The organism is Streptomyces sp. NPDC107575 (assembly GCF_055657265.1).
The window spans coordinates 557,815-574,477 of record NZ_JBVKBG010000002.1 but is presented as its reverse complement, the minus strand read 5'-3'; the positions used below and the strand labels follow the sequence as shown (position 1 = coordinate 574,477).

General features: G+C 73.7%; 15 protein-coding genes. 5 read left to right on the top strand and 10 right to left on the bottom strand.

What is annotated here, in order from left to right:
- Positions 1–19 precede the first annotated feature (19 nt).
- Genes ACZ7L4_RS09275 through ACZ7L4_RS09265 form a run of 3 tightly spaced genes read right to left on the bottom strand, consistent with a single transcriptional unit; the run spans position 20 to position 2,534 of the window.
- A complete protein-coding gene (locus ACZ7L4_RS09275; protein ID WP_385766455.1) occupies positions 20–919 on the bottom strand; it encodes a branched-chain amino acid ABC transporter permease in 900 nt (299 codons plus the stop codon).
- Positions 916–1,707 (bottom strand): ABC transporter ATP-binding protein, encoded by a 792-nt coding sequence (locus ACZ7L4_RS09270; protein WP_472101108.1) that lies wholly within the window; start codon positions 1,705–1,707, stop codon positions 916–918. Before ACZ7L4_RS09270 ends, ACZ7L4_RS09275 begins: the two co-directional genes overlap by 4 nt.
- Complete coding sequence (locus ACZ7L4_RS09265) at positions 1,704–2,534, bottom strand: ABC transporter ATP-binding protein (RefSeq protein WP_472101107.1); 831 nt, start codon at positions 2,532–2,534, stop codon at positions 1,704–1,706. The genes ACZ7L4_RS09270 and ACZ7L4_RS09265 overlap by 4 nt, the downstream gene beginning before the upstream one ends.
- 236 nt (positions 2,535–2,770) lie before the next feature.
- On the opposite strand from ACZ7L4_RS09265, the gene ACZ7L4_RS09260 reads away from it, so the two are divergent.
- Entirely contained in the window at positions 2,771–3,967 is a 1,197-nt protein-coding gene (locus ACZ7L4_RS09260; RefSeq protein ID WP_472101105.1) for an RsbRD N-terminal domain-containing protein, read from the top strand.
- A gap of 17 nt (positions 3,968–3,984) precedes the next feature.
- Here the strand turns inward: ACZ7L4_RS09260 and ACZ7L4_RS09255 are convergent, their stop codons facing one another.
- The 3 genes from ACZ7L4_RS09255 to ACZ7L4_RS09245 all read right to left on the bottom strand — a co-directional run bounded on the left by ACZ7L4_RS09255 (position 3,985) and on the right by ACZ7L4_RS09245 (position 8,110).
- Positions 3,985–4,755 carry an IclR family transcriptional regulator gene (locus ACZ7L4_RS09255; RefSeq protein WP_472101103.1) on the bottom strand — a complete coding sequence of 257 codons (771 nt, stop codon included), beginning with the start codon at positions 4,753–4,755 and terminating at the stop codon, positions 3,985–3,987.
- 109 nt (positions 4,756–4,864) lie between these two features.
- The gene (locus ACZ7L4_RS09250) at positions 4,865–6,769 is read right to left on the bottom strand and encodes a carboxypeptidase regulatory-like domain-containing protein (protein ID WP_472101101.1); all 1,905 of its coding nucleotides are present in this window, start codon (positions 6,767–6,769) and stop codon (positions 4,865–4,867) included.
- A gap of 189 nt (positions 6,770–6,958) precedes the next feature.
- Entirely contained in the window at positions 6,959–8,110 is a 1,152-nt protein-coding gene (locus ACZ7L4_RS09245; RefSeq protein ID WP_472101099.1) for a glycerate kinase, read from the bottom strand.
- A gap of 188 nt (positions 8,111–8,298) precedes the next feature.
- Here ACZ7L4_RS09245 and ACZ7L4_RS09240 point away from each other — a divergent pair, with 188 nt between their 5' ends.
- The 4 genes from ACZ7L4_RS09240 to ACZ7L4_RS09225 all read left to right on the top strand — a co-directional run bounded on the left by ACZ7L4_RS09240 (position 8,299) and on the right by ACZ7L4_RS09225 (position 12,613).
- Positions 8,299–9,384 (top strand): ADP-ribosylglycohydrolase family protein, encoded by a 1,086-nt coding sequence (locus ACZ7L4_RS09240; RefSeq protein ID WP_472101097.1) that lies wholly within the window; start codon positions 8,299–8,301, stop codon positions 9,382–9,384.
- 129 nt (positions 9,385–9,513) lie between these two features.
- Complete coding sequence (gene uriH, locus ACZ7L4_RS09235; RefSeq protein WP_472101095.1) at positions 9,514–10,479, top strand: uridine-preferring nucleoside hydrolase UriH; 966 nt, start codon at positions 9,514–9,516, stop codon at positions 10,477–10,479.
- A complete protein-coding gene (gene uriT, locus ACZ7L4_RS09230; RefSeq protein ID WP_472101093.1) occupies positions 10,476–11,918 on the top strand; it encodes a uridine transporter UriT in 1,443 nt (480 codons plus the stop codon). The genes uriH and uriT overlap by 4 nt, the downstream gene beginning before the upstream one ends.
- 89 nt (positions 11,919–12,007) lie before the next feature.
- Positions 12,008–12,613 (top strand): dihydrofolate reductase family protein, encoded by a 606-nt coding sequence (locus ACZ7L4_RS09225; RefSeq protein WP_472101091.1) that lies wholly within the window; start codon positions 12,008–12,010, stop codon positions 12,611–12,613.
- Here the strand turns inward: ACZ7L4_RS09225 and ACZ7L4_RS09220 are convergent.
- From ACZ7L4_RS09220 to ACZ7L4_RS09205, 4 genes are all read right to left on the bottom strand, one after another.
- On the bottom strand, positions 12,610–13,116 hold the full coding sequence (locus tag ACZ7L4_RS09220; RefSeq protein ID WP_472101089.1) for a methylated-DNA--[protein]-cysteine S-methyltransferase: 507 nt from the start codon (positions 13,114–13,116) through the stop codon (positions 12,610–12,612). The genes ACZ7L4_RS09225 and ACZ7L4_RS09220 overlap by 4 nt on opposite strands.
- A gap of 12 nt (positions 13,117–13,128) precedes the next feature.
- The gene (locus ACZ7L4_RS09215; RefSeq protein WP_472101087.1) at positions 13,129–14,595 is read right to left on the bottom strand and encodes an AlkA N-terminal domain-containing protein; all 1,467 of its coding nucleotides are present in this window, start codon (positions 14,593–14,595) and stop codon (positions 13,129–13,131) included.
- Positions 14,596–14,695: 100 nt separating this feature from the next.
- Complete coding sequence (locus ACZ7L4_RS09210; protein WP_472101085.1) at positions 14,696–15,241, bottom strand: O-acetyl-ADP-ribose deacetylase; 546 nt, start codon at positions 15,239–15,241, stop codon at positions 14,696–14,698.
- On the bottom strand, positions 15,238–16,656 hold the full coding sequence (locus ACZ7L4_RS09205; RefSeq protein ID WP_472101084.1) for a phytoene desaturase family protein: 1,419 nt from the start codon (positions 16,654–16,656) through the stop codon (positions 15,238–15,240). Before ACZ7L4_RS09205 ends, ACZ7L4_RS09210 begins: the two co-directional genes overlap by 4 nt.
- Positions 16,657–16,663: the final 7 nt, after the last annotated feature.

Below are 16,663 nucleotides of genomic sequence, written 5' to 3'. Positions count from 1 at the left end.
GGCATCCGAGGCGATGACGTCAGACACGGGCGAGCTCCTTCGTCCCGAAGAGCCCCGAGGGCCGCAGCAGCAGGATCACGGTCATCACGAGGTAGGGCGCGAGGTCGCCGAGGCCGCGCCCCATGAAGGCGAGTTCGCTCTGGTAGCCCGCGGCGAGGGACTCGGTGACGCCGACGATGAGCCCGCCGACGAGGGCGCCGGTGGTGGAGTCGAGCCCGCCGAGGATCGCGGCGGGGAAGGCCTTGAGCGCCGCCAGCGACGTGGCCCGCTCCAGGCCCGGCGTCGGGAACACGGTCAGGAACAGCGCGGCGACGGCGGCGAGCCCTCCCGCCACCGCCCACGCGCCGAGCGACACGCGCCCGAGCCGTACGCCCATCAGCGCGGCGGTCTCGCTGCTCTCGGCGGCGGCGCGCATCGCGACGCCCCACGAGGTGTAGCGGAACGTGAGCAGGAACGCCGTGATGAGCAGGGCCGCGGCGGCGAGCGCGGCGATCCGGGTGTGCGCGATCGACACCCCGCCGACGGTGAGCACGGCGTCGCCCCACGGGTCGCCCATGGCGAGCACGTCGGTGCCGAGGCGGCGGGTGAGTTCGGTGGTCAGGAGGATGTCGACGCCGATGGTGACGATGGCGAGGACGCTGTGGTCGCGGCCCCGGTAGCGCCGCATCACGAGGAACTCGACGGCGGCGCCGACGACGGCCGCGGCCGCGATGCCGACGCCGACCGCGGGCCAGAACCCGAGGTCGTCGTGGAGCGACGCGATGACGTAACCGCCGGCGAGCAGCAGCGACGCGTGGGCGAAGTTGACGACCTCGGTGGCCCGGAAGATGACGACGAAACCGAGCGCGATGAGGGCGTAGACGGAGCCCATCGAGACGCCGTTGATGAGGAGTTCGAGGAAGGTCGTGAGATCGCTCATGCGGAGGCCTCCGGCTCTTCCGGGGTGCCCAGGTACGCCTGGACCACCGCCGGGTCGTTCTGCACCCGCTCCGGGGACCCGCCCGCGATGCGGCGGCCGAAGTCGAGGACCGTCACCTCGTCGGCGAGCCGCATGACGACGCCCATGTCGTGCTCGACCAGGACGATGGAGATGCCGAGGCTGTCGCGGACGCCCGCGATGACGGCGGCGGTGCGGCGGCGTTCGTCGGCGGTCATGCCGGCGACGGGTTCGTCGAGAAGGAGGATCTTGGGCTCCATGCACAGGGCGCGGGCGAGTTCGGCGAGCTTCTGCGCGCCGTACGGCAACGAGCCGGTGGGTGTGGTCAGTTGATCGGCGATCCCGACGAACTCGGCGATCTCCGCGACGCGTTCGCGGTGGGCGCGCTCCTCGCGGGCCGCCGACGGCAGCCGCAGGCCCGCCGCGACGAAGCCCGCCCGGGTCAGCCGGTGCCGGCCGAGCAGCAGGCTGTCGGCGACGGTGGTCTGCGGCGGAAGGGCGAGGTTCTGGAAGGTGCGGGCGACGCCGAGTTCGGCGATGCGGTGCGGGGGAAGGCCGGTGAGTTCGCGTTCGCCGAGGTGGACGGTCCCGGAGGTGGCCCGGTAGACGCCGGAGAGGACGTTGAAGGTGGTGGACTTGCCCGCGCCGTTCGGTCCGATGACGGCGTGCACGGTGCCCGGTTCGACGGTCAGGCCGATGGCGTCGAGGGCGGTGAGGCCCGCGAACCGTACGGTCAGGTCCCTGACGTGCAGGGGCGGTACGTCGGTCATCGCGCGCCTCCCCACCGGCGCAGCGTCGGCGCGGGCGCGGTCCCGCCGGTCGCCGCGGCTGCGTCGGAGGCGGCCGTCTCGTCGACCACGCCCAGGTAGCGGCGGCGCACCTCGTCGGAGCCCGCGAGTTCGTCGGCGGGGCCGTGCAGGGTGATCTCGCCGACCTCCAGGACGTACGCGTGCGAGGCGAGCCGCAGCGCGAGCGCCGCGTTCTGTTCGACGAGGAGGACGGAGACGCCCTGGGCGTTGATCTCGCGGATCGTGTCGGCGATCCGGGCGGCCATCAGCGGGGCGAGGCCCAGCGACGGCTCGTCCAGGAGCAGCAGTTTCGGCGCGGCCATCAGGGCGCGGCCCACGGCGAGCATCTGCTGCTCGCCGCCGGACAGCAGCCCGGCCCGCTGCTGCGCCCGGTCGGCGAGCACGGGGAACAGTTCGTGCACGCGCCGCAGCGCCGCCGCCTTGTCGGCGCGCGACCCGTGCGAGCCGAGCGCCCCGGCCCGCAGATTGTCCGCGACGGTCATCCGCGCGAACACCCGCCGCCCCTCCGGCACTTGGCAGACCCCGGCGGCCACCACGCGGTCGGCGGACAGACCGCCGATCGGCCGCCCGCCGAAGTCCACGGTGCCGGACGTCACCGCCCCGCCGTGGAAGCCGAGGGTGCGCGAGACGGCGCGCAGCAGCGTCGTCTTGCCCGCGCCGTTGCCGCCGAGCACCGCCACGACGGAGCCCGCCGGCACCTCCAGGGTCACGCCGCGCAGCGCGCGGACGGGCCCGTAGCCGACGGACACGTCGTCGACGACGAGCCCTGGTTCGTTTGCCTTGCTCACATCGGTCACTGTGTGCGTCCCTCCCTGGACCGGTGGCGCTCACGACAGCACCGCGCGGACGGCCCGTCCACGGGCGGCCCGGGAATCGCTGCGCGGGCCCAGCGCCCGCCCGCCCCGGTTGTGCCCGCGCACAAGACCGCGTGTCAGGGGCCTGCCGGTGGCGCGGGCCGGATGGCATCCTCCGCACAAGCGGGTGGGTTCTTTGCCGTCGCTTTACGGCTCGTTGGGGAGGGGCGATGGGCGCACGCAAGCACCGCACGGGCCAGGACTGGCAGTTGCTCAAGGAGGCGTGCGGCACGCTGCTCGACCGGGTGCCGGAGCTCGTCGACGAGCATCTGCGGCAGCTCTTCGCGTACTCGGACGTCTACGCGCGCGTGCTGCCGTACGACGCGCAGTGGCGGGAGGCCGAGCAGGCGATGCGGATCGGCATCGAGACGATCTCGGCGCCCCGTGACTCGCCGCGCAGGGACCTGGAGTACGCGGAGGACGCGGGCCGGCGCCGGGCGGGCCAGGGCCTGCCGCTCGACCTCCTGATCCACGCCTACCGCAACGCGGGCTATCTGGTCTGGGACGCCCTGATGGAGAGCGCGGGCGGCGAACCGGACCGCCTGAAGGCGCTGATGCGCTCGGCGACGATGGTGTGGGCGGCGGTCGACGCGCAGGCCGAGGCGGCCTCCGAGGCGTACCGGGCGACGGAGTTGGAGCTGCGGCGCCGCACCGACGAGCAGACCCAGGCGCTGCTCGACGCGCTCCTGGACGGCCGTCCCGCGCCGGGCCTCGCGGCGCGCGCGGCGGCGGGCCTCGATCTGCCCGAGCACGGCCCGTACGCGGTCGTCGTGCTCCGGATGGAGCGGCAGGGCGGACGCGAGGCGTTCCACCGGCGGATCCAGGACGAGCGGTTCCGGTTCGTGTGGCGGATGCGGGCGGACTGCGAGGTGGGCGTCGCGGCGCTCGGGGCGGGCCGCACGCTGGACGATCTGGCGGCGCTGCTCGACGGCCGCTGCCCCGGCCCCGGCGGGGTCAGCCCGGTCGTGAAGGGGCTCGCCGAGCTGGGCCACGCCCGCCGCCTCGCCGAACTCGCGCTGCGCACCTGCCCTCCGGACACGACGGGCGTGGTCCGCCTGGACGAGCGGATGCCGACGGCCCTGGTGGTGAGCCAGCCGGACCTGGCGCAGCGCCTGGTGGCGGGCGTCTTCGGCGAGCTCCTGTCGCTCGAACCGGCCGACCGGGCCGTCCTGCTGGAGACACTGGACGCGTGGCTGGCGTGCGAGGGCTCGGCGGGGCGGGCGGCGGGCCGCCTGTACTGCCACCGCAACACGGTCTTCAACCGCCTGCGCAGGCTGGAGCAGTTGACGTCGCGTTCGCTGTCGCGGCCCAGGGACCTGATGGAGATGACGCTGGCGCTCGACGCGTACCGCTTGTCACCGGGGTGAGGGGCGGGGTCGGGCCCTCAACTGCCGTTCGCCGCGCCGATGGAGAGGCTGAAGCGACGGCTCGCGTTCTGGAGCAGGGTGACGTACTCCGATTCCTTCACGCGTCCCAGTGGTGCCGTGATCGAGAGGGCCGCCATCACCGGGCCGGTCGCGCCGTGCAGCGGGACGGCGACGCTGACGTATCCCACCCGGGCCTGTTCGCGTTCCACGACGTGGCCCTGTTCGCGGATGCGGGCGACCTCGGACCGCAGGGCGCTCGGGGTGCTCACCGTGTACGGCGTGAGGCGTTCCAGCGGCTCCGCCAGGACTTCTTCGAGCAGCGTCTCCGGGCCGAAGGCGAGGAACACCTTCCCGGTGGCAGGACCGTGCAGCGGCATCCGCCCCGCCACCCGGGACGGCCAGGCGACCTGTCCGTGGCCGAACACCTTCTCCAGGTACAGCACTTCGCGCCCGTCGGGGATCGACAGGTGGATCGTCTCGTGGGTCGCCTGGTACAGGTCCTGCATGTAGGGGCGGGCGACGTCGCGCAGGATGCGCTGGCGCGGTACGCGCTGTCCGAGTTCGAACAGGCGCAGGCCGAGGCCGTACTCCACACCCCGGCGTTCCAGGACGCCCCAGCTCAGCAGCTCCTGGGCAAGCCGGTGCACGGTCGCCTTGGCGAGCCCGGAGCGGCGGGCGATCTCCGAGAGGCTCAGGTGCTGGTCGTCGGGGGCGAAGGACTCCAGGATCGCCTGCGCCTTGCCCAGGACGCCGCCCGCCTCGGGCCGCTCCGCTTCCGTACTCTCCACTCGCCTGCCTCCGTGTCGTCCGGGACGCCATGATCCCGTATGCGCCGTGCGGTGCCGCTCCGCACCGCGCCGCCGCGGGTCGGTCGGCGTGCTGTCGGTCCGCGTGCTGTCAGTCCGCGTGCTGAAGGACGAGGTCGACGGTGTCGCTGCCCGTCCCTCCGGTCCTGAAGGCGGCCGTCGCGGGCGGGTAGCCGGCGGCGACCAAGGTGTAGCCCGCGGCATCCAGGCCGGTGAAGGCGTACGCCCCGTCGCCGCCGGTGGTGTGCGCGGCGACGACGTTGCCGGACCCGTCCAGGAGCGCGACCCGGGCATCGGCCAGCGGGACGCCTCCGGTGGCGTGCACCGTGCCGCGCACCGTCGCCGTCGGCCGCAGCTCGGCGTCCTGCCGGGTCGGCACGCCGGCGGCGACCGTGGCCTGGACGGCGGCGGGGCGGCAGTCCGCCGCGCTGGTCGCCACCGTGTACGTACCGGGCGGCAGCGGGACGAGCCGGTAGCCGCCGTCCTCGGCGGTGGTGGCCGAGCCGAGGACCTCGCCGTGCGCGTCGGTGACGACCACCAGCGCGCCCGCGCGGGGCAGCCCGTCGGCCCGTACGGTGCCGAACAGGCCGCCGGTGCCGGTGAGTACGAGGTCGAAGGCGGCCGGTTCCCCTGCGGCGGGGACCGGCACCGTAGCGATCCGGGGGTGGTGGCCGGTGGCGGAGGCGACCAGCACGTGGTCGCCGGCTGCCGGGGCCCGAAGGGCGTAGCCGCCGTCGTCGCGGGCGGTGGTCCGGCCACGTTGGCCGCCCGAGGGGTCGAGCAGGGTGACGACCGCGCCGGGCACGGGCCGCCCGTCCGGCCCCAGCACCCGCCCGCGCACCCCAGGGGCGGCCTGTGCCACGCCCGGCGCCGGCTCAGGGGCGGATGCCGTCGTCCCCGACCGCGCCCCCTCGCGGCGGCCCAGGCCCGCCGCCGCGCCCAGGACGAGCAGCGAGACGAGGACGCCCACGGCGGTCTCCACCACCCGGTCCGTGAGCATCGGCCGCAGCGGCTGGGGAGCGGCGAGGTAGCTGGTCAGGAGCGCGGTCGGGGTGATGCCGACGACGGCGATGCCGTAGTGCCGCGCGATGAAGAGTTCCGCGAGGAGCATCGCGGCGACGGAGACGGCCCACAGCACCCACGCGGACGGGTCCCCGTCGAGCACCAGGTACGTCACCACGATCCCCACGAGCGTGCCCGTGAACCGCAGCGCGCCGCGGGCCGTCCGGGCCGCCGCGGTCACTCCCGCCAGCGGAATGGTCGCCGCCACGCCCGCCCACGACGGGTGGCCGAAGCCCGCCCAGGAGGCCAGCAGGGTCGCCAGGAACGGGCCGGCGGTGTAGCCGACGAGCTCGCGGACCGCCCCGGGTGCGCGCAGCAGGGACCGGTAGGTGGTGGGCGTCCGCCCGGCGCGCTCCCGCTGGTCCTCGGGCAGCAGGCGGCCCACCTGGCCGACGGCCACGCCCAGGGCCGCCGATCCAGCGGTCACGCACAGGGCGGGCAGCAGGTCGGCCGCCGTGACCGGCATCGAGGAGGTCGCCCCGGCCGCGAAGACCAGGAAGACGGACGGGGCGGGCGCCCAGCCGTGCCGCTTCGCGAGCAGCAGGCCGAGCCCTGAGACGCACAGCAGCAGCGCCGCGGTCACCGCGCCGCCGGGCCTGGTGGCGCCGACCAGCGTGCCGAGCACCGCGGTCGCGGTCAGGACGAGACCGACGCCCACCTGGGTCTCGAAGCGGGCGCGCCAGGTGGAGTGCCGCCCGTAGACGGCCACGAAACAGCCGAAGCAGGCGTAGCCGATCCACTCCGGCCGCCCGCACGCGAGCAGCAGCGCCACCGGGAGCGCGATGCCGACCGCGGCCCGCAACGCGCCCCAGTGCGCGGTGGCGTGGGGGCGTACGGTCAGCAACTCCCGTCGGACCTGGGCCAGATGGGACGTCCGCGAAGCGGAGGTCCCATGGTGTCTGCCGGGTCCGGCCGGCGAGCCGCTCGTCGTCATGGGGTCCTTCCGCTGGTCGGCGCGCCCATTCCGGCCTGCGGCCGTGCGCCGCACGCGGAGGAGGCGCCGACACGCGGGGTCACGCGCAGCCCTTCGTACCACCGGAGGGCGACCCGACCCGGACTCGCGTGTTCCGCTGAGCGGAACGGCGTGACTCACGTCACCCCGAACCGCCCCGACCCGGCGGGATCAGCGCAGGAAGTCCGCCCCGATGCGCTCCGCCACGTCCTCCAGGATCGGCCCCGCCTCGGCGATGCAGCGCGCCACGTCCGGCTCGACGTCGGTGAGCGCGTACGCGCGACGGATCCCGGCCCGGCCGAGCACCTCGGGCGCCAGCGCGAGGCGGCCGCACACCGCGACGACCTCGACGCCCGCCGCGCGCGCCGCCGCGGCGACGCCCGCCGGGGCCTTGCCGTGCAGCGTCTGCTCGTCCAGCGAGCCCTCGCCGGTGATCACGAGCTCGGCCCGCTCGAGGGCGGGCGCGAAGCCGAGGACGTCGAGCATGACCTCGATGCCGGGCCGGAAGCTCGCGCCGAGCCCGACGAGCGCCCCGTACCCGATGCCGCCCGCGGCGCCCGCGCCCGGCGACTCCGCGTACTCGAGCGCCTTCGGACCGATCGACTCGGAGAGCACCTTCGCGAAGTGGGTGAGCGCGGTGTCCAGCTCGGCGATGTTCTCCGGGGTGGCGCCCTTCTGCGGACCGTAGATCGCGGGCGCGCCCTTCGGTCCGGTGAGCGGGTTGTCCACGTCGCTCGCCAGGACGAGTTCGACATCGGCGAGCCGCGCGTCGAGCCCGGACAGATCGGCCGAGGCCAGGTTCGCGAGGGCGCCGCCACCGGGTCCGACCGGTGCGCCCTCCGCGTCGAGGAACCGCGCGCCGAGCGCGGACAGCATCCCCGCGCCGCCGTCGGTCGTGGCGCTGCCGCCCACGCCGAACACGATCGAGCGCGCCCCGGCGTCGAGTGCGGCGGTGATGACCTCTCCGGACCCGTACGTCGTCGCCGTCAGCGGAGCGAACTGTCCCTCGGGCAGCAGCTGGAGGCCGGAGGCCTCCGCCATCTCCACGACGGCCGTGCCCTCGCGCAGCGCGTACGCGGCGACGACCGGATCGCCGAGCGGCCCGGTCACCGGGACCTCGCGGCGCTCGAACCCGGCCGCGACCGCCGCCGCCACCGTCCCGTCCCCGCCGTCCGCGACCGGCACGGACTCCACCGTGACCTCGGGCGCGATCCGGTGCAGACCCGCCGTCACACGCTGTGCGACCTGCACCGCGGTGAGCGAGCCCTTGAACTTGTCCGCCGCGATCAACACGTGCCGCGCGGTGTGTGCAGCGTCCGCCACCTTGCTCTCCCCTTGCTGTTGCGCCTTGCTCGAGGCAAGGCAGTCGCGCCGCTGCGACCTTAACCGCAGGAGGGGTCCGCTGCCCATGGCCGTCCGGTCCCCGGACCGTCGATCGCGGCCGGAATATTCGCACAAAGAGCCGCAAACCAGCACGACCGTTGATCTTCAAAAGCGGGTACACCGGTCTCATGACGCCAACCGGCCCCCGGCTCACCGACCGCACCGAACACGCCCTCGCCGACCGCGTGCTCGGCGGCTGGCTCGGCCGGATCGCCGGCAACATGCTGGGCAAGCCGGTCGAGCAGGGCGAGGTGTGGACACGTGAGCGCATCGACCGCTATCTGCGGCAGGCCGAGGCGCTGCCGCTGACCGACTACCTGCCCGAGCCGCCGTCGGACGAGGTGGCGTCGGCGCTGCGCCCCGAGTGGCGCCAGTGCGTGCGCGGCCGCATCCACGGCAGCTGCCGCGACGACGACGTGGACTACGCGGTGCTCGGCCTGCACCTCCTGGAGACCCACGGCTTCGCGTTCACGACCGAGCAGGTCGGCGAGCTGTGGCTGCTGCGCCTGCCCTACCTCCAGACGTTCACGGCGGAGCGCGCCGCGTACCGCAATCTCGCGAACGGCCTGAAGCCGCCGCTCACCGCGACGTACGACAATCCGCACCAGGAGTGGATCGGCGCCCTGATCCGCGCGGACGTCTTCGGCTGGACCAGCCCGGGCGCCCCGCGCCGCGCCGCCTCCCTGGCCCGCCGCGACGCGGTCCTCTCGCACACCGGGAACGGCGTCTACGGCGCGATGTGGGCCGCCGCCCTGATCTCCGCCGCCTTCACCGCGCCGACCCCGCGCGCCGCCCTCGACGCGGCGCTCTGCGCGATCCCCGCGAGCAGCCGCCTGGCCCGCGTCGTACGCCGCACGGCCTCGCTGCACGACTCGCGGCTGACGTGGGAGGAGACGCTGTCCACGGTCGCCAAGGAGACGGCGGGCCTCGGCTGGATCCACACGGTCCCGAACGCGGCGGTGATCACCGCGGGGCTGCTGTACGGGGACGGGGACTTCACACGCACCGTGGCGCTGACGGTGCGGGGCGGCCTGGACACGGACTCCAACGGCGCGACGGCCGGTTCGTTCGCGGGCGTGCTGTGCGGCGCCGCCGCGATCCCTCCGCAGTGGACCGAGCCCCTGGAGGACCGGCTCCGCAGCGCGGTCTTCGGCTTCGACGGTGCCCGCATCGGCGAACTCGCGGCGCGGACGGCGGGATTGGCGCAGCGCTGAGGCCGGTGCCGCCCTTCCCGTCCGCGATCCTCTACGCTCCTCACGTCTACGCGCGTTGACATCTCCTGTGGCGGGGAGGGATGTTTCCGTGGACAGTTTTTCGTAACCAGAGCAAAGGGGCTCGTACCGGTGGCCAGGAAGATCATCCTCGATTGCGACCCGGGTCATGACGACGCGGTCGCGATGCTGCTCGCGCACGGCAATCCCGACATCGAGCTGGTCGCCGTGACCACCGTCGTCGGCAACCAGACCCTGGAGAAGGTGACGCGCAACGCCCTCTCCGTGGCGGCGATCGCCGGCATCACCGGGGTGCCGTTCGCGGCGGGCTGCCCGCGGCCGCTGATCCGTACGATCGAGACCGCGCCCGAGATCCACGGCGACACGGGGCTCGACGGGCCCGCGCTCCAGGACGCCCTCTTCGAGCTCGACGAGCGGCACGCGGTGGACCTGATCATCGACACCGTCATGGCGCACGAGCCGGGCGAGATCACCATCGTGCCGACGGCCGGTCTCACGAACATCGCCCTGGCCGCGCGCAAGGAGCCGCGCATCGTCGAGCGGGTGCGCGAGGTCGTGCTGATGGGCGGCGGCTACCACGAGGGCAACTGGAGCCCGGTCGCCGAGTTCAACATCGTGATCGACCCCGAGGCCGCGCACATCGTCTTCAACGAGCCGTGGCCGGTCACCATGGTCGGGCTCGACCTCACCCACCAGGCCCTCGCCACCCCCGAGGTGGAGAAGAAGATCGCCGCCGTGGGCACCAAGCCGGCGCAGTTCGTCCTCGAACTGCTCGAGTTCTTCCGCGAGGCCTACCGCGAGAACCAGGGCTTCGAGCACCCGCCCGTGCACGACCCGTGCGCCGTCGCGTACGTCATCGACCCGAGCGTCATGACGGTCCGCAAGGCCCCCGTCGACATCGAGCTGCGGGGCTCCCTCACCCTCGGCATGACCGTCACCGACCTGCGCGCGCCCGCGCCCGACGACTGCCACACCCAGGTCGCCGTCGACCTGGACCACGAGAAGTTCTGGAACCTCGTCGTCGACGCGCTCACCCGCATCGGCGAGCCCCACGGGGACGGGGCGCCCGCCGCATGAACGTCGCCGCCTCCCCCCACTCCTCGGCCGGCGGACCCGACGCGCGGCGCCCGGTCCGGATCGGCGCCCTCATGGTCGCGCTGCTCGCGGCCAGCTTCGCCTTCCAGCTCAACGCCTCGATGCTCAGCCCGGCGCTCGCGACGATGGCGGACGAGCTGGACACCACCGCGTCCGCGATCGGGGTCACGCAGACCGCGTTCTTCACGGCCGCCGCGCTGTTCTCGCTGTTCCTGCCGCGCCTCGGCGATCTGATCGGCCGCCGCAAGGTGCTCACCGGGATGATGGTCCTGATGGCCGTCGGCTGCGTGATCTCCGCGCTCGCGACCTCCGTCGGGATGCTCGCCGTGGGCCGCGTCATCCAGGGCGCGTCCGGCCCGACGATCCCGCTCGCGCTGATCATGCTGCGCGTCGAGGTCCCGGACCCCAAGCGGTACGGCACCCTCATGGGCGTCGTCACCGCCGTCAACGGCGGCATCGCGGGCGTCGACTCGTTCGCGGGCGGTTCGCTCGCCGAGCACTACGGCTACGCGTCGATCTTCTGGGTCATGACCGCCTTCGCCGTGCTCTCGGCCGTGCTCGTGCGCGCCTTCGCGCCCGAGTCCCGCGCCACCGAGCGGCCGCCGATGGACTGGCCGGGCGTGCTGCTCCTGGTGATCTCCGTCGGCGCGCTGCTGATCGCCTTCAACGAGGCGGGCAAGCTGGCCGCCGCGAACTGGCCGCTCGCGATCGGCCTGCTCGTCGTGGCGGCGCTCGCGTTCTGGGCGTTCTGGCGGATGGAGAACCGTTCCTCGCATCCGCTGGTCACCACGCATCTGCTGAAGCGCCGCGCCACCTGGTCGCTGCTGCTGTCGACGATGCTCACCATGACCGGCGTGTTCGCGATCATGAACGGGCTGCTGCCCGGCTTCGCGCAGGACACCTCGGTGGGCCTCGGTCTCGGCGCCGAGGGCGCGACCTGGTGGACGCTCACCCCGTACGCGCTCGCGGGCCTCGCCATGGGCCCGATCTCGGGACGCCTCGCGGCGACGTTCGGCTACGGCCGCGTCCTGCGCACCGGCCTGATCGCCACGGCGGTCTCGACGGTCCTGGCGCTGCTGACGCTCCAGACGGACTCGGCGGGCCTGCTCCTCGCGGTGTCGATCCTGCTCGGCATCACCTACGCGGGCATGGCCAACATCATGCTCAACGGCCTCGGTATCGTGCTCTCCCCGCCCGAGAACCCCGGCTTCCTGCCGGGCCTCAACGCGGGCTGCTTCAACCTCGGCGCGGGCCTCAGCTTCGTGGTCCTCTACGCCGCGATGGACTCGGTCGCCCCCTCCGGCGGCACCTCGGTCGGCGGCTACAGCGCCGGTGTCGTGGCGGGCCTCGTGCTCATCGTGGCGGCCCTGTTCACGTCGCTGCTGATCCCGAAGCCGGTGCACGCGGAGGCCACGGACTGAAACGCGGATCGCGGTGCGCGCACCCCATCCGTCCGGCAGGCTGAGGCAGCGACCTACCGATCTGCCGACCTACGAAGGAGCGGTGCTCGATGAAGCTGGTGGTGCAGCAGTTCCTGACGCTGGACGGGGTGTCGCAGGGGCCCGGCTCCCCCGACGAGGACACCAGTGACGACTTCACGCGCGGCGGCTGGTTCGTGCCGTACGTGGACGAGGAGTTCATGGGGATCTCCGAGGACTGGCTCGGCCGGGCGGACGGGCTGCTGTTCGGGCGCCGGACGTACGAGAACTTCGCGCGTGACTGGCCGACGATGACCGACCACCCCTTCGCGAAGATCATGAACGGTCTGCCGAAGTACGTCGCCACCCAGAGCCTGACCGGGGCCGACTGGAACCCGACGACGATCCTGGCGGGCAACATCGCCGCCGAGGTCGACGCCATCAAGCGGCAGCCCGGCCGTGAGCTGCAGATCCACGGCAGCGCACGGCTCGCCCAGTCGCTGCTCGCGGCGGGCCTCGTCGACGAGCTGCGCCTCGCGATCGCCCCGGTCGTGATCGGCCGGGGCCGCCGCCTGTTCCCGGACGGCGGCACCCCGGCGGGCCTGCATCTGATCAGCCAGCGCTCGACGGCGGGCGGACTGTCCGTGCACGTCTTCGAGACGGCCGGGATGCCGGCGTACGGGGTGTACGAGGGCTAGAACAAGGCGTCCGCCGTGGTGGGGCTGCCCTGGCGTTCGAAGGCCAGCAGCCGGCGCTTGCGGTCGAGGCCGCCGCCGTAGCCGGTGAGGTCGCCGTTCGCGCCGATGACGCGGTGGCAGGGCACGATGACGCCGACGGGGTTCTTGCCGTTGGCGAGGCCCACCGCGCGGGATGCGGCCGGTTTGCCGAGCGCCTCGGCCAGCTCCCCGTACGTGCGGGTCTCGCCGTACGGGATCCGCTGGAGCTGCGCCCAGACCGAGCGCTGGAACGGGGTGCCGTGGAGGTCGAGCGGCAGGTCGAACTCCGTCAACTCGCCCTGGAAATAGGCGTTCAGCTGGTCGATCGCCTGCCCGAACGGGCGGTCGTCGCGGGTGCCGAAGGTCTCCTGCGGCGGGCGGTGGCGCTGGTCCGTCATGTAGAGGCCGGAGAGCTTGTCGTCGGTGGCCACGAGGGTGAGGGCGCCGTAGGGGCTGTCGATCACCGTGTGGTGGATCTGCTGCATGAGTGGATTTCCTTACGCGGGAAGGAAGTTGATCGGGTGACTGTCGGTCGCCCACAGGTACTGGGTCGCGTACGCGCGCCAGGGCCGCCAGGCCGCCGCCCGGGCGGTCAGTGCCGCCGGGGTGTGCGGCAGGCCGAGATCCCGGGCCGCGCGGCGCATGCCGAGGTCGGTGGGCAGGAAGGCGTCCGGATCGCCGAGGGCGCGCATGGCGATCGCCTCGACGGTCCACGGGCCGAAGCCGGGCAGTTCGGCGAGCCGGGCGCGGGCCTCCTCCCAGTCGGACTCGGGACCCAATCGCAGGTCCCCGTCGGTCAGTTGGCGTACGAGGGTGGTGAGGGTCGTGCGGCGGCTGCGGGGCAGCGCGAGCGACTCCGGGTCGAGGGAGGCGAGCGCGGTCGGGGACGGGAAGAGGTGGGTGAGGCCGCCCTCGGGGTCGTCGACGGGTTCGCCGTGGGCGAGGACGAGGCGGGCCGCGTGGGTGCGGGCGGCGGCCGTCGAGACCTGCTGCCCGAGCACGGCACGTACGGCGAACTCGGCCTCGTCGACGGTGCGCGGCACGCGGCGTCCGGGCGCCTTGTCGACCAGGGGCGCCAGGAGCGGGTCGGTGCGGAGCTGGTCGTCGACCGCCACCGGGTCCGCGTCCAGGTCGAGCATGCGGCGGCAGCGGCTGATGGCCACGGTGAGGTCGCGCTGGTCGGTGAGGATCAGACGGCAGGCGATGTGCTCGGCGCCCGGGGTCAGGGCCACGATGCCGTGACCGTACGGGAGGCGGAGTGTGCGCCGGTACGCGCCGTCGCGCCACTCCTCCACGCCGGGCACGCCGGTCGCGGCGAGGTGGCCGAAGAGGTTGTCGGGGTTGAGGGGCTTGCGGAACGGCAGCCGCAGCGTGAGCACGCCCTGCGTGTTCGTCCGCCCCTGGGGCACGCGGGTCCGCAGCTCCGTCGGTGACAGCGCGTACACCTCGCGGACCGTGTCGTTGAAGGTGCGGATCGAGGCGAACCCGGCGGCGAACGCCACCTCCGAGAGCGGGAGTTCGGTCGTCTCGATCAGGATGCGCGCCGTCTGGGCGCGCTGCGCGCGGGCCAGGGCGAGCGGGCCCGCACCCAGCTCGGCGAGGAGCTGCCGCTCGATCTGGCGGGCGCTGTAGCCGAGGCGGCGGGCGAGGCCGGGGACGCCCTCGCGGTCCACCACGCCGTCGCCGATGAGGCGCATGGCGCGGGCGGTGAGGTCGGCGCGCCGGTTCCACTCCGGGGAGCCGGGGCTGGTGTCGGGGCGGCACCGCTTGCAGGCCCGGAATCCGGCCTGCTGGCAGGCGGCGGCGCTGGGGTAGAACCGCATGTTGCGCGGCTTGGGCGGCACGACCGGGCAGCCGGGGCGGCAGTAGATGCGGGTGGTCACCACGGCGGTGAAGAAGACTCCGTCGAAGCGGGTGTCCTTGGCCTGGACGGCGCGTACGCAGCGGGCGGTGTCGGTGTGCATGTTTTTAGGATCGGGCAAGGTGAGCGTCTTGGCTGGCGGAAATTCGACATGTACGTCGACCGTGGTTGCGGTCGCGGGGCGCTGCCCCGGACCCCGCTGCTCAATCGCCGCAGGGGCTTGATTGGCCGGAGCCACCCGAAAGGGACCGCTCGAATGCCTCGCGCGAGTGGGCATCGAAGAGGACGAAGCGGATCTCCTGCACCGACGTGGGGGTCGCCCGGGCCGTCTCCACCGCGATCCGTGCCCCGTCCTCCAGTGGCCAGCCGTAGATGCCGGTCGAGATCGCCGGGAAGGCGACCACGCGCGCGTGCAGCTCGTCCGCCACGCGGAGTGATTCGCGGTAGCAGGAGGCGAGGAGGTCCGAGCGGTCCTCCGTCGTCGACCAGCGGGGGCCCACCGTGTGGATGACGTGGCGGGCCGGGAGGCGGCCCGCCGTCGTGGCGACCGCCTGGCCCGTGGGCAGGCCCTTGCCGTACCGCGAGGCGCGGAGGGCGCGGCACTCGGCCAGGATCTCCGGGCCGCCGCGGCGGTGGATGGCGCCGTCCACTCCCCCGCCGCCGAGCAGCGAGGAGTTGGCCGCGTTGACGATCGCGTCCACCTCCTGGGTGGTGATGTCGCCCTGGACCAGCACGAGTTGGGCACTCATGACGCGCGCAGCCTCCTCCACACCGCCTTCGCGGCGTTGTGACCCGACATGCCGTGGACTCCCGGGCCCGGCGGGGTCGCCGACGAGCAGATGTACACGGCGGGGTGCGGGGTCGTGTACGGGGAGAGGGAGAGCTTGGGTCGCAGCAGGAGCTGGAGGCCGCTGGCCGCGCCGGAGGCGATGTCGCCGCCCACGTAGTTGGCGTTGCGGACCGCGAGTTCGGGCGGGCCCGCCGTGGCGCGCGCGAGGACCAGGTCCCTGAACCCCGGGGCGAAGCGCTCCAGTTGGCGTTCGATGGCGTCCGTGAGATCGCCGTCCCAGCCGTTCGGCACGTGTCCGTACGCCCAGAAGGTGTGCTTGCCCGCAGGGGCGCGCGTGGGGTCCGCGACGGTCGGCTGCACCGTGATCAGGAACGGTGCCTCGGGGCCGCGGCCCTCGCGGGACGCGGCGTGCAGCGCCTTGCCGATGTCCGAGCGGTACGGGCCGACCTGCACCGTCCCGGCCGTGCGGGCCTCCTTCGCGGTCCACGGCACAGGACCGTCGAGCGCGTAGTCGACCTTGAAGACGCTCGCCCCGTACCGGAAGCGGTCGTAATAACGGCCGAGGCCCGCGATCCGCGCGAGGGCCGTCGGCGACGTGTCGAAGATGTAGGCGCGGGCGGGCGGCAGGTCGTCGAGCCGCTTCACCTCGTAGTCGGTGTGGACGGCGCCGCCGAGGTCCTTCAGGTAGCCGGTCAGCGCGTCGGAGATCGCCTGGGAGCCGCCGCGCGCGACGGGCCACCCGCGCGCGTGCGCGGCGAGCGCGAAGACGAGGCCGATCGCGGACGTCGCGAAGCCGGACAGCGGCGCGATGACGTGGGCGACGAGGCCCGAGAGCAGCGCCTGGGCCTTCTCGTCGCGGAAGCGGCGCATCATCCAGGTCGACGGCGGCAGGCCGACGAGGCCGAAGCGGGCGAGGGTGACCGGGTCGCGGGGCAGCGCGCTGAGCGGCAGCGACATGAAGTCCTTCACCAGCGTGTCCCAGTGCGGAAGCAGCGGCTCGATCAGGCGCCGGTACGCGCCCGCGTCGCGCGGCCCGAAGGACGCGGCGGTCTCGGCGACGGACCGGGAGAGCACGGCCGCGCTGCCGTCGGGGAACGGGTGCGCCATCGGCAGTTCGTGCTGCACCCAGTCGAGCCCGTAGCGCTCCAGGGGCAGGTCCCGGAACGCCGGGGAGTTGATGCCCAGGGGGTGCGCGGCCGAGCACGGATCGTGGCGGAAGCCGGGGAGCGTCAGCTCCTCGGTGCGCGCGCCGCCGCCCACCGTCCCCTCGGCCTCGAACACGGCAACGGAGAAGCCGCGCCTGGCCAGTTCAACGGCTGCGGTCAGCCCGTTCGGCCCCGCACCCACCACGACGGCATCGAGCATCGACGGCACCTTCGGA

What these genes read in the sequence shown, in the direction of transcription:
- ACZ7L4_RS09275 (WP_385766455.1), bottom strand. Translation starts at nt 919, where the DNA reads ATGAGCGATCTCACGACCTTCCTCGAACTCCTCATCAACGGCGTCTCG.
- ACZ7L4_RS09270 (WP_472101108.1), bottom strand. Translation starts at nt 1,707, where the DNA reads ATGACCGACGTACCGCCCCTGCACGTCAGGGACCTGACCGTACGGTTC.
- ACZ7L4_RS09260 (WP_472101105.1), top strand. Translation starts at nt 2,771, where the DNA reads ATGGGCGCACGCAAGCACCGCACGGGCCAGGACTGGCAGTTGCTCAAG.
- ACZ7L4_RS09250 (WP_472101101.1), bottom strand. Translation starts at nt 6,769, where the DNA reads ATGACGACGAGCGGCTCGCCGGCCGGACCCGGCAGACACCATGGGACC.
- ACZ7L4_RS09240 (WP_472101097.1), top strand. Translation starts at nt 8,299, where the DNA reads ATGACGCCAACCGGCCCCCGGCTCACCGACCGCACCGAACACGCCCTC.
- uriT (WP_472101093.1), top strand. Translation starts at nt 10,476, where the DNA reads ATGAACGTCGCCGCCTCCCCCCACTCCTCGGCCGGCGGACCCGACGCG.
- ACZ7L4_RS09225 (WP_472101091.1), top strand. Translation starts at nt 12,008, where the DNA reads ATGAAGCTGGTGGTGCAGCAGTTCCTGACGCTGGACGGGGTGTCGCAG.
- ACZ7L4_RS09220 (WP_472101089.1), bottom strand. Translation starts at nt 13,116, where the DNA reads ATGCAGCAGATCCACCACACGGTGATCGACAGCCCCTACGGCGCCCTC.
- ACZ7L4_RS09215 (WP_472101087.1), bottom strand. Translation starts at nt 14,595, where the DNA reads ATGCACACCGACACCGCCCGCTGCGTACGCGCCGTCCAGGCCAAGGAC.
- ACZ7L4_RS09210 (WP_472101085.1), bottom strand. Translation starts at nt 15,241, where the DNA reads ATGAGTGCCCAACTCGTGCTGGTCCAGGGCGACATCACCACCCAGGAG.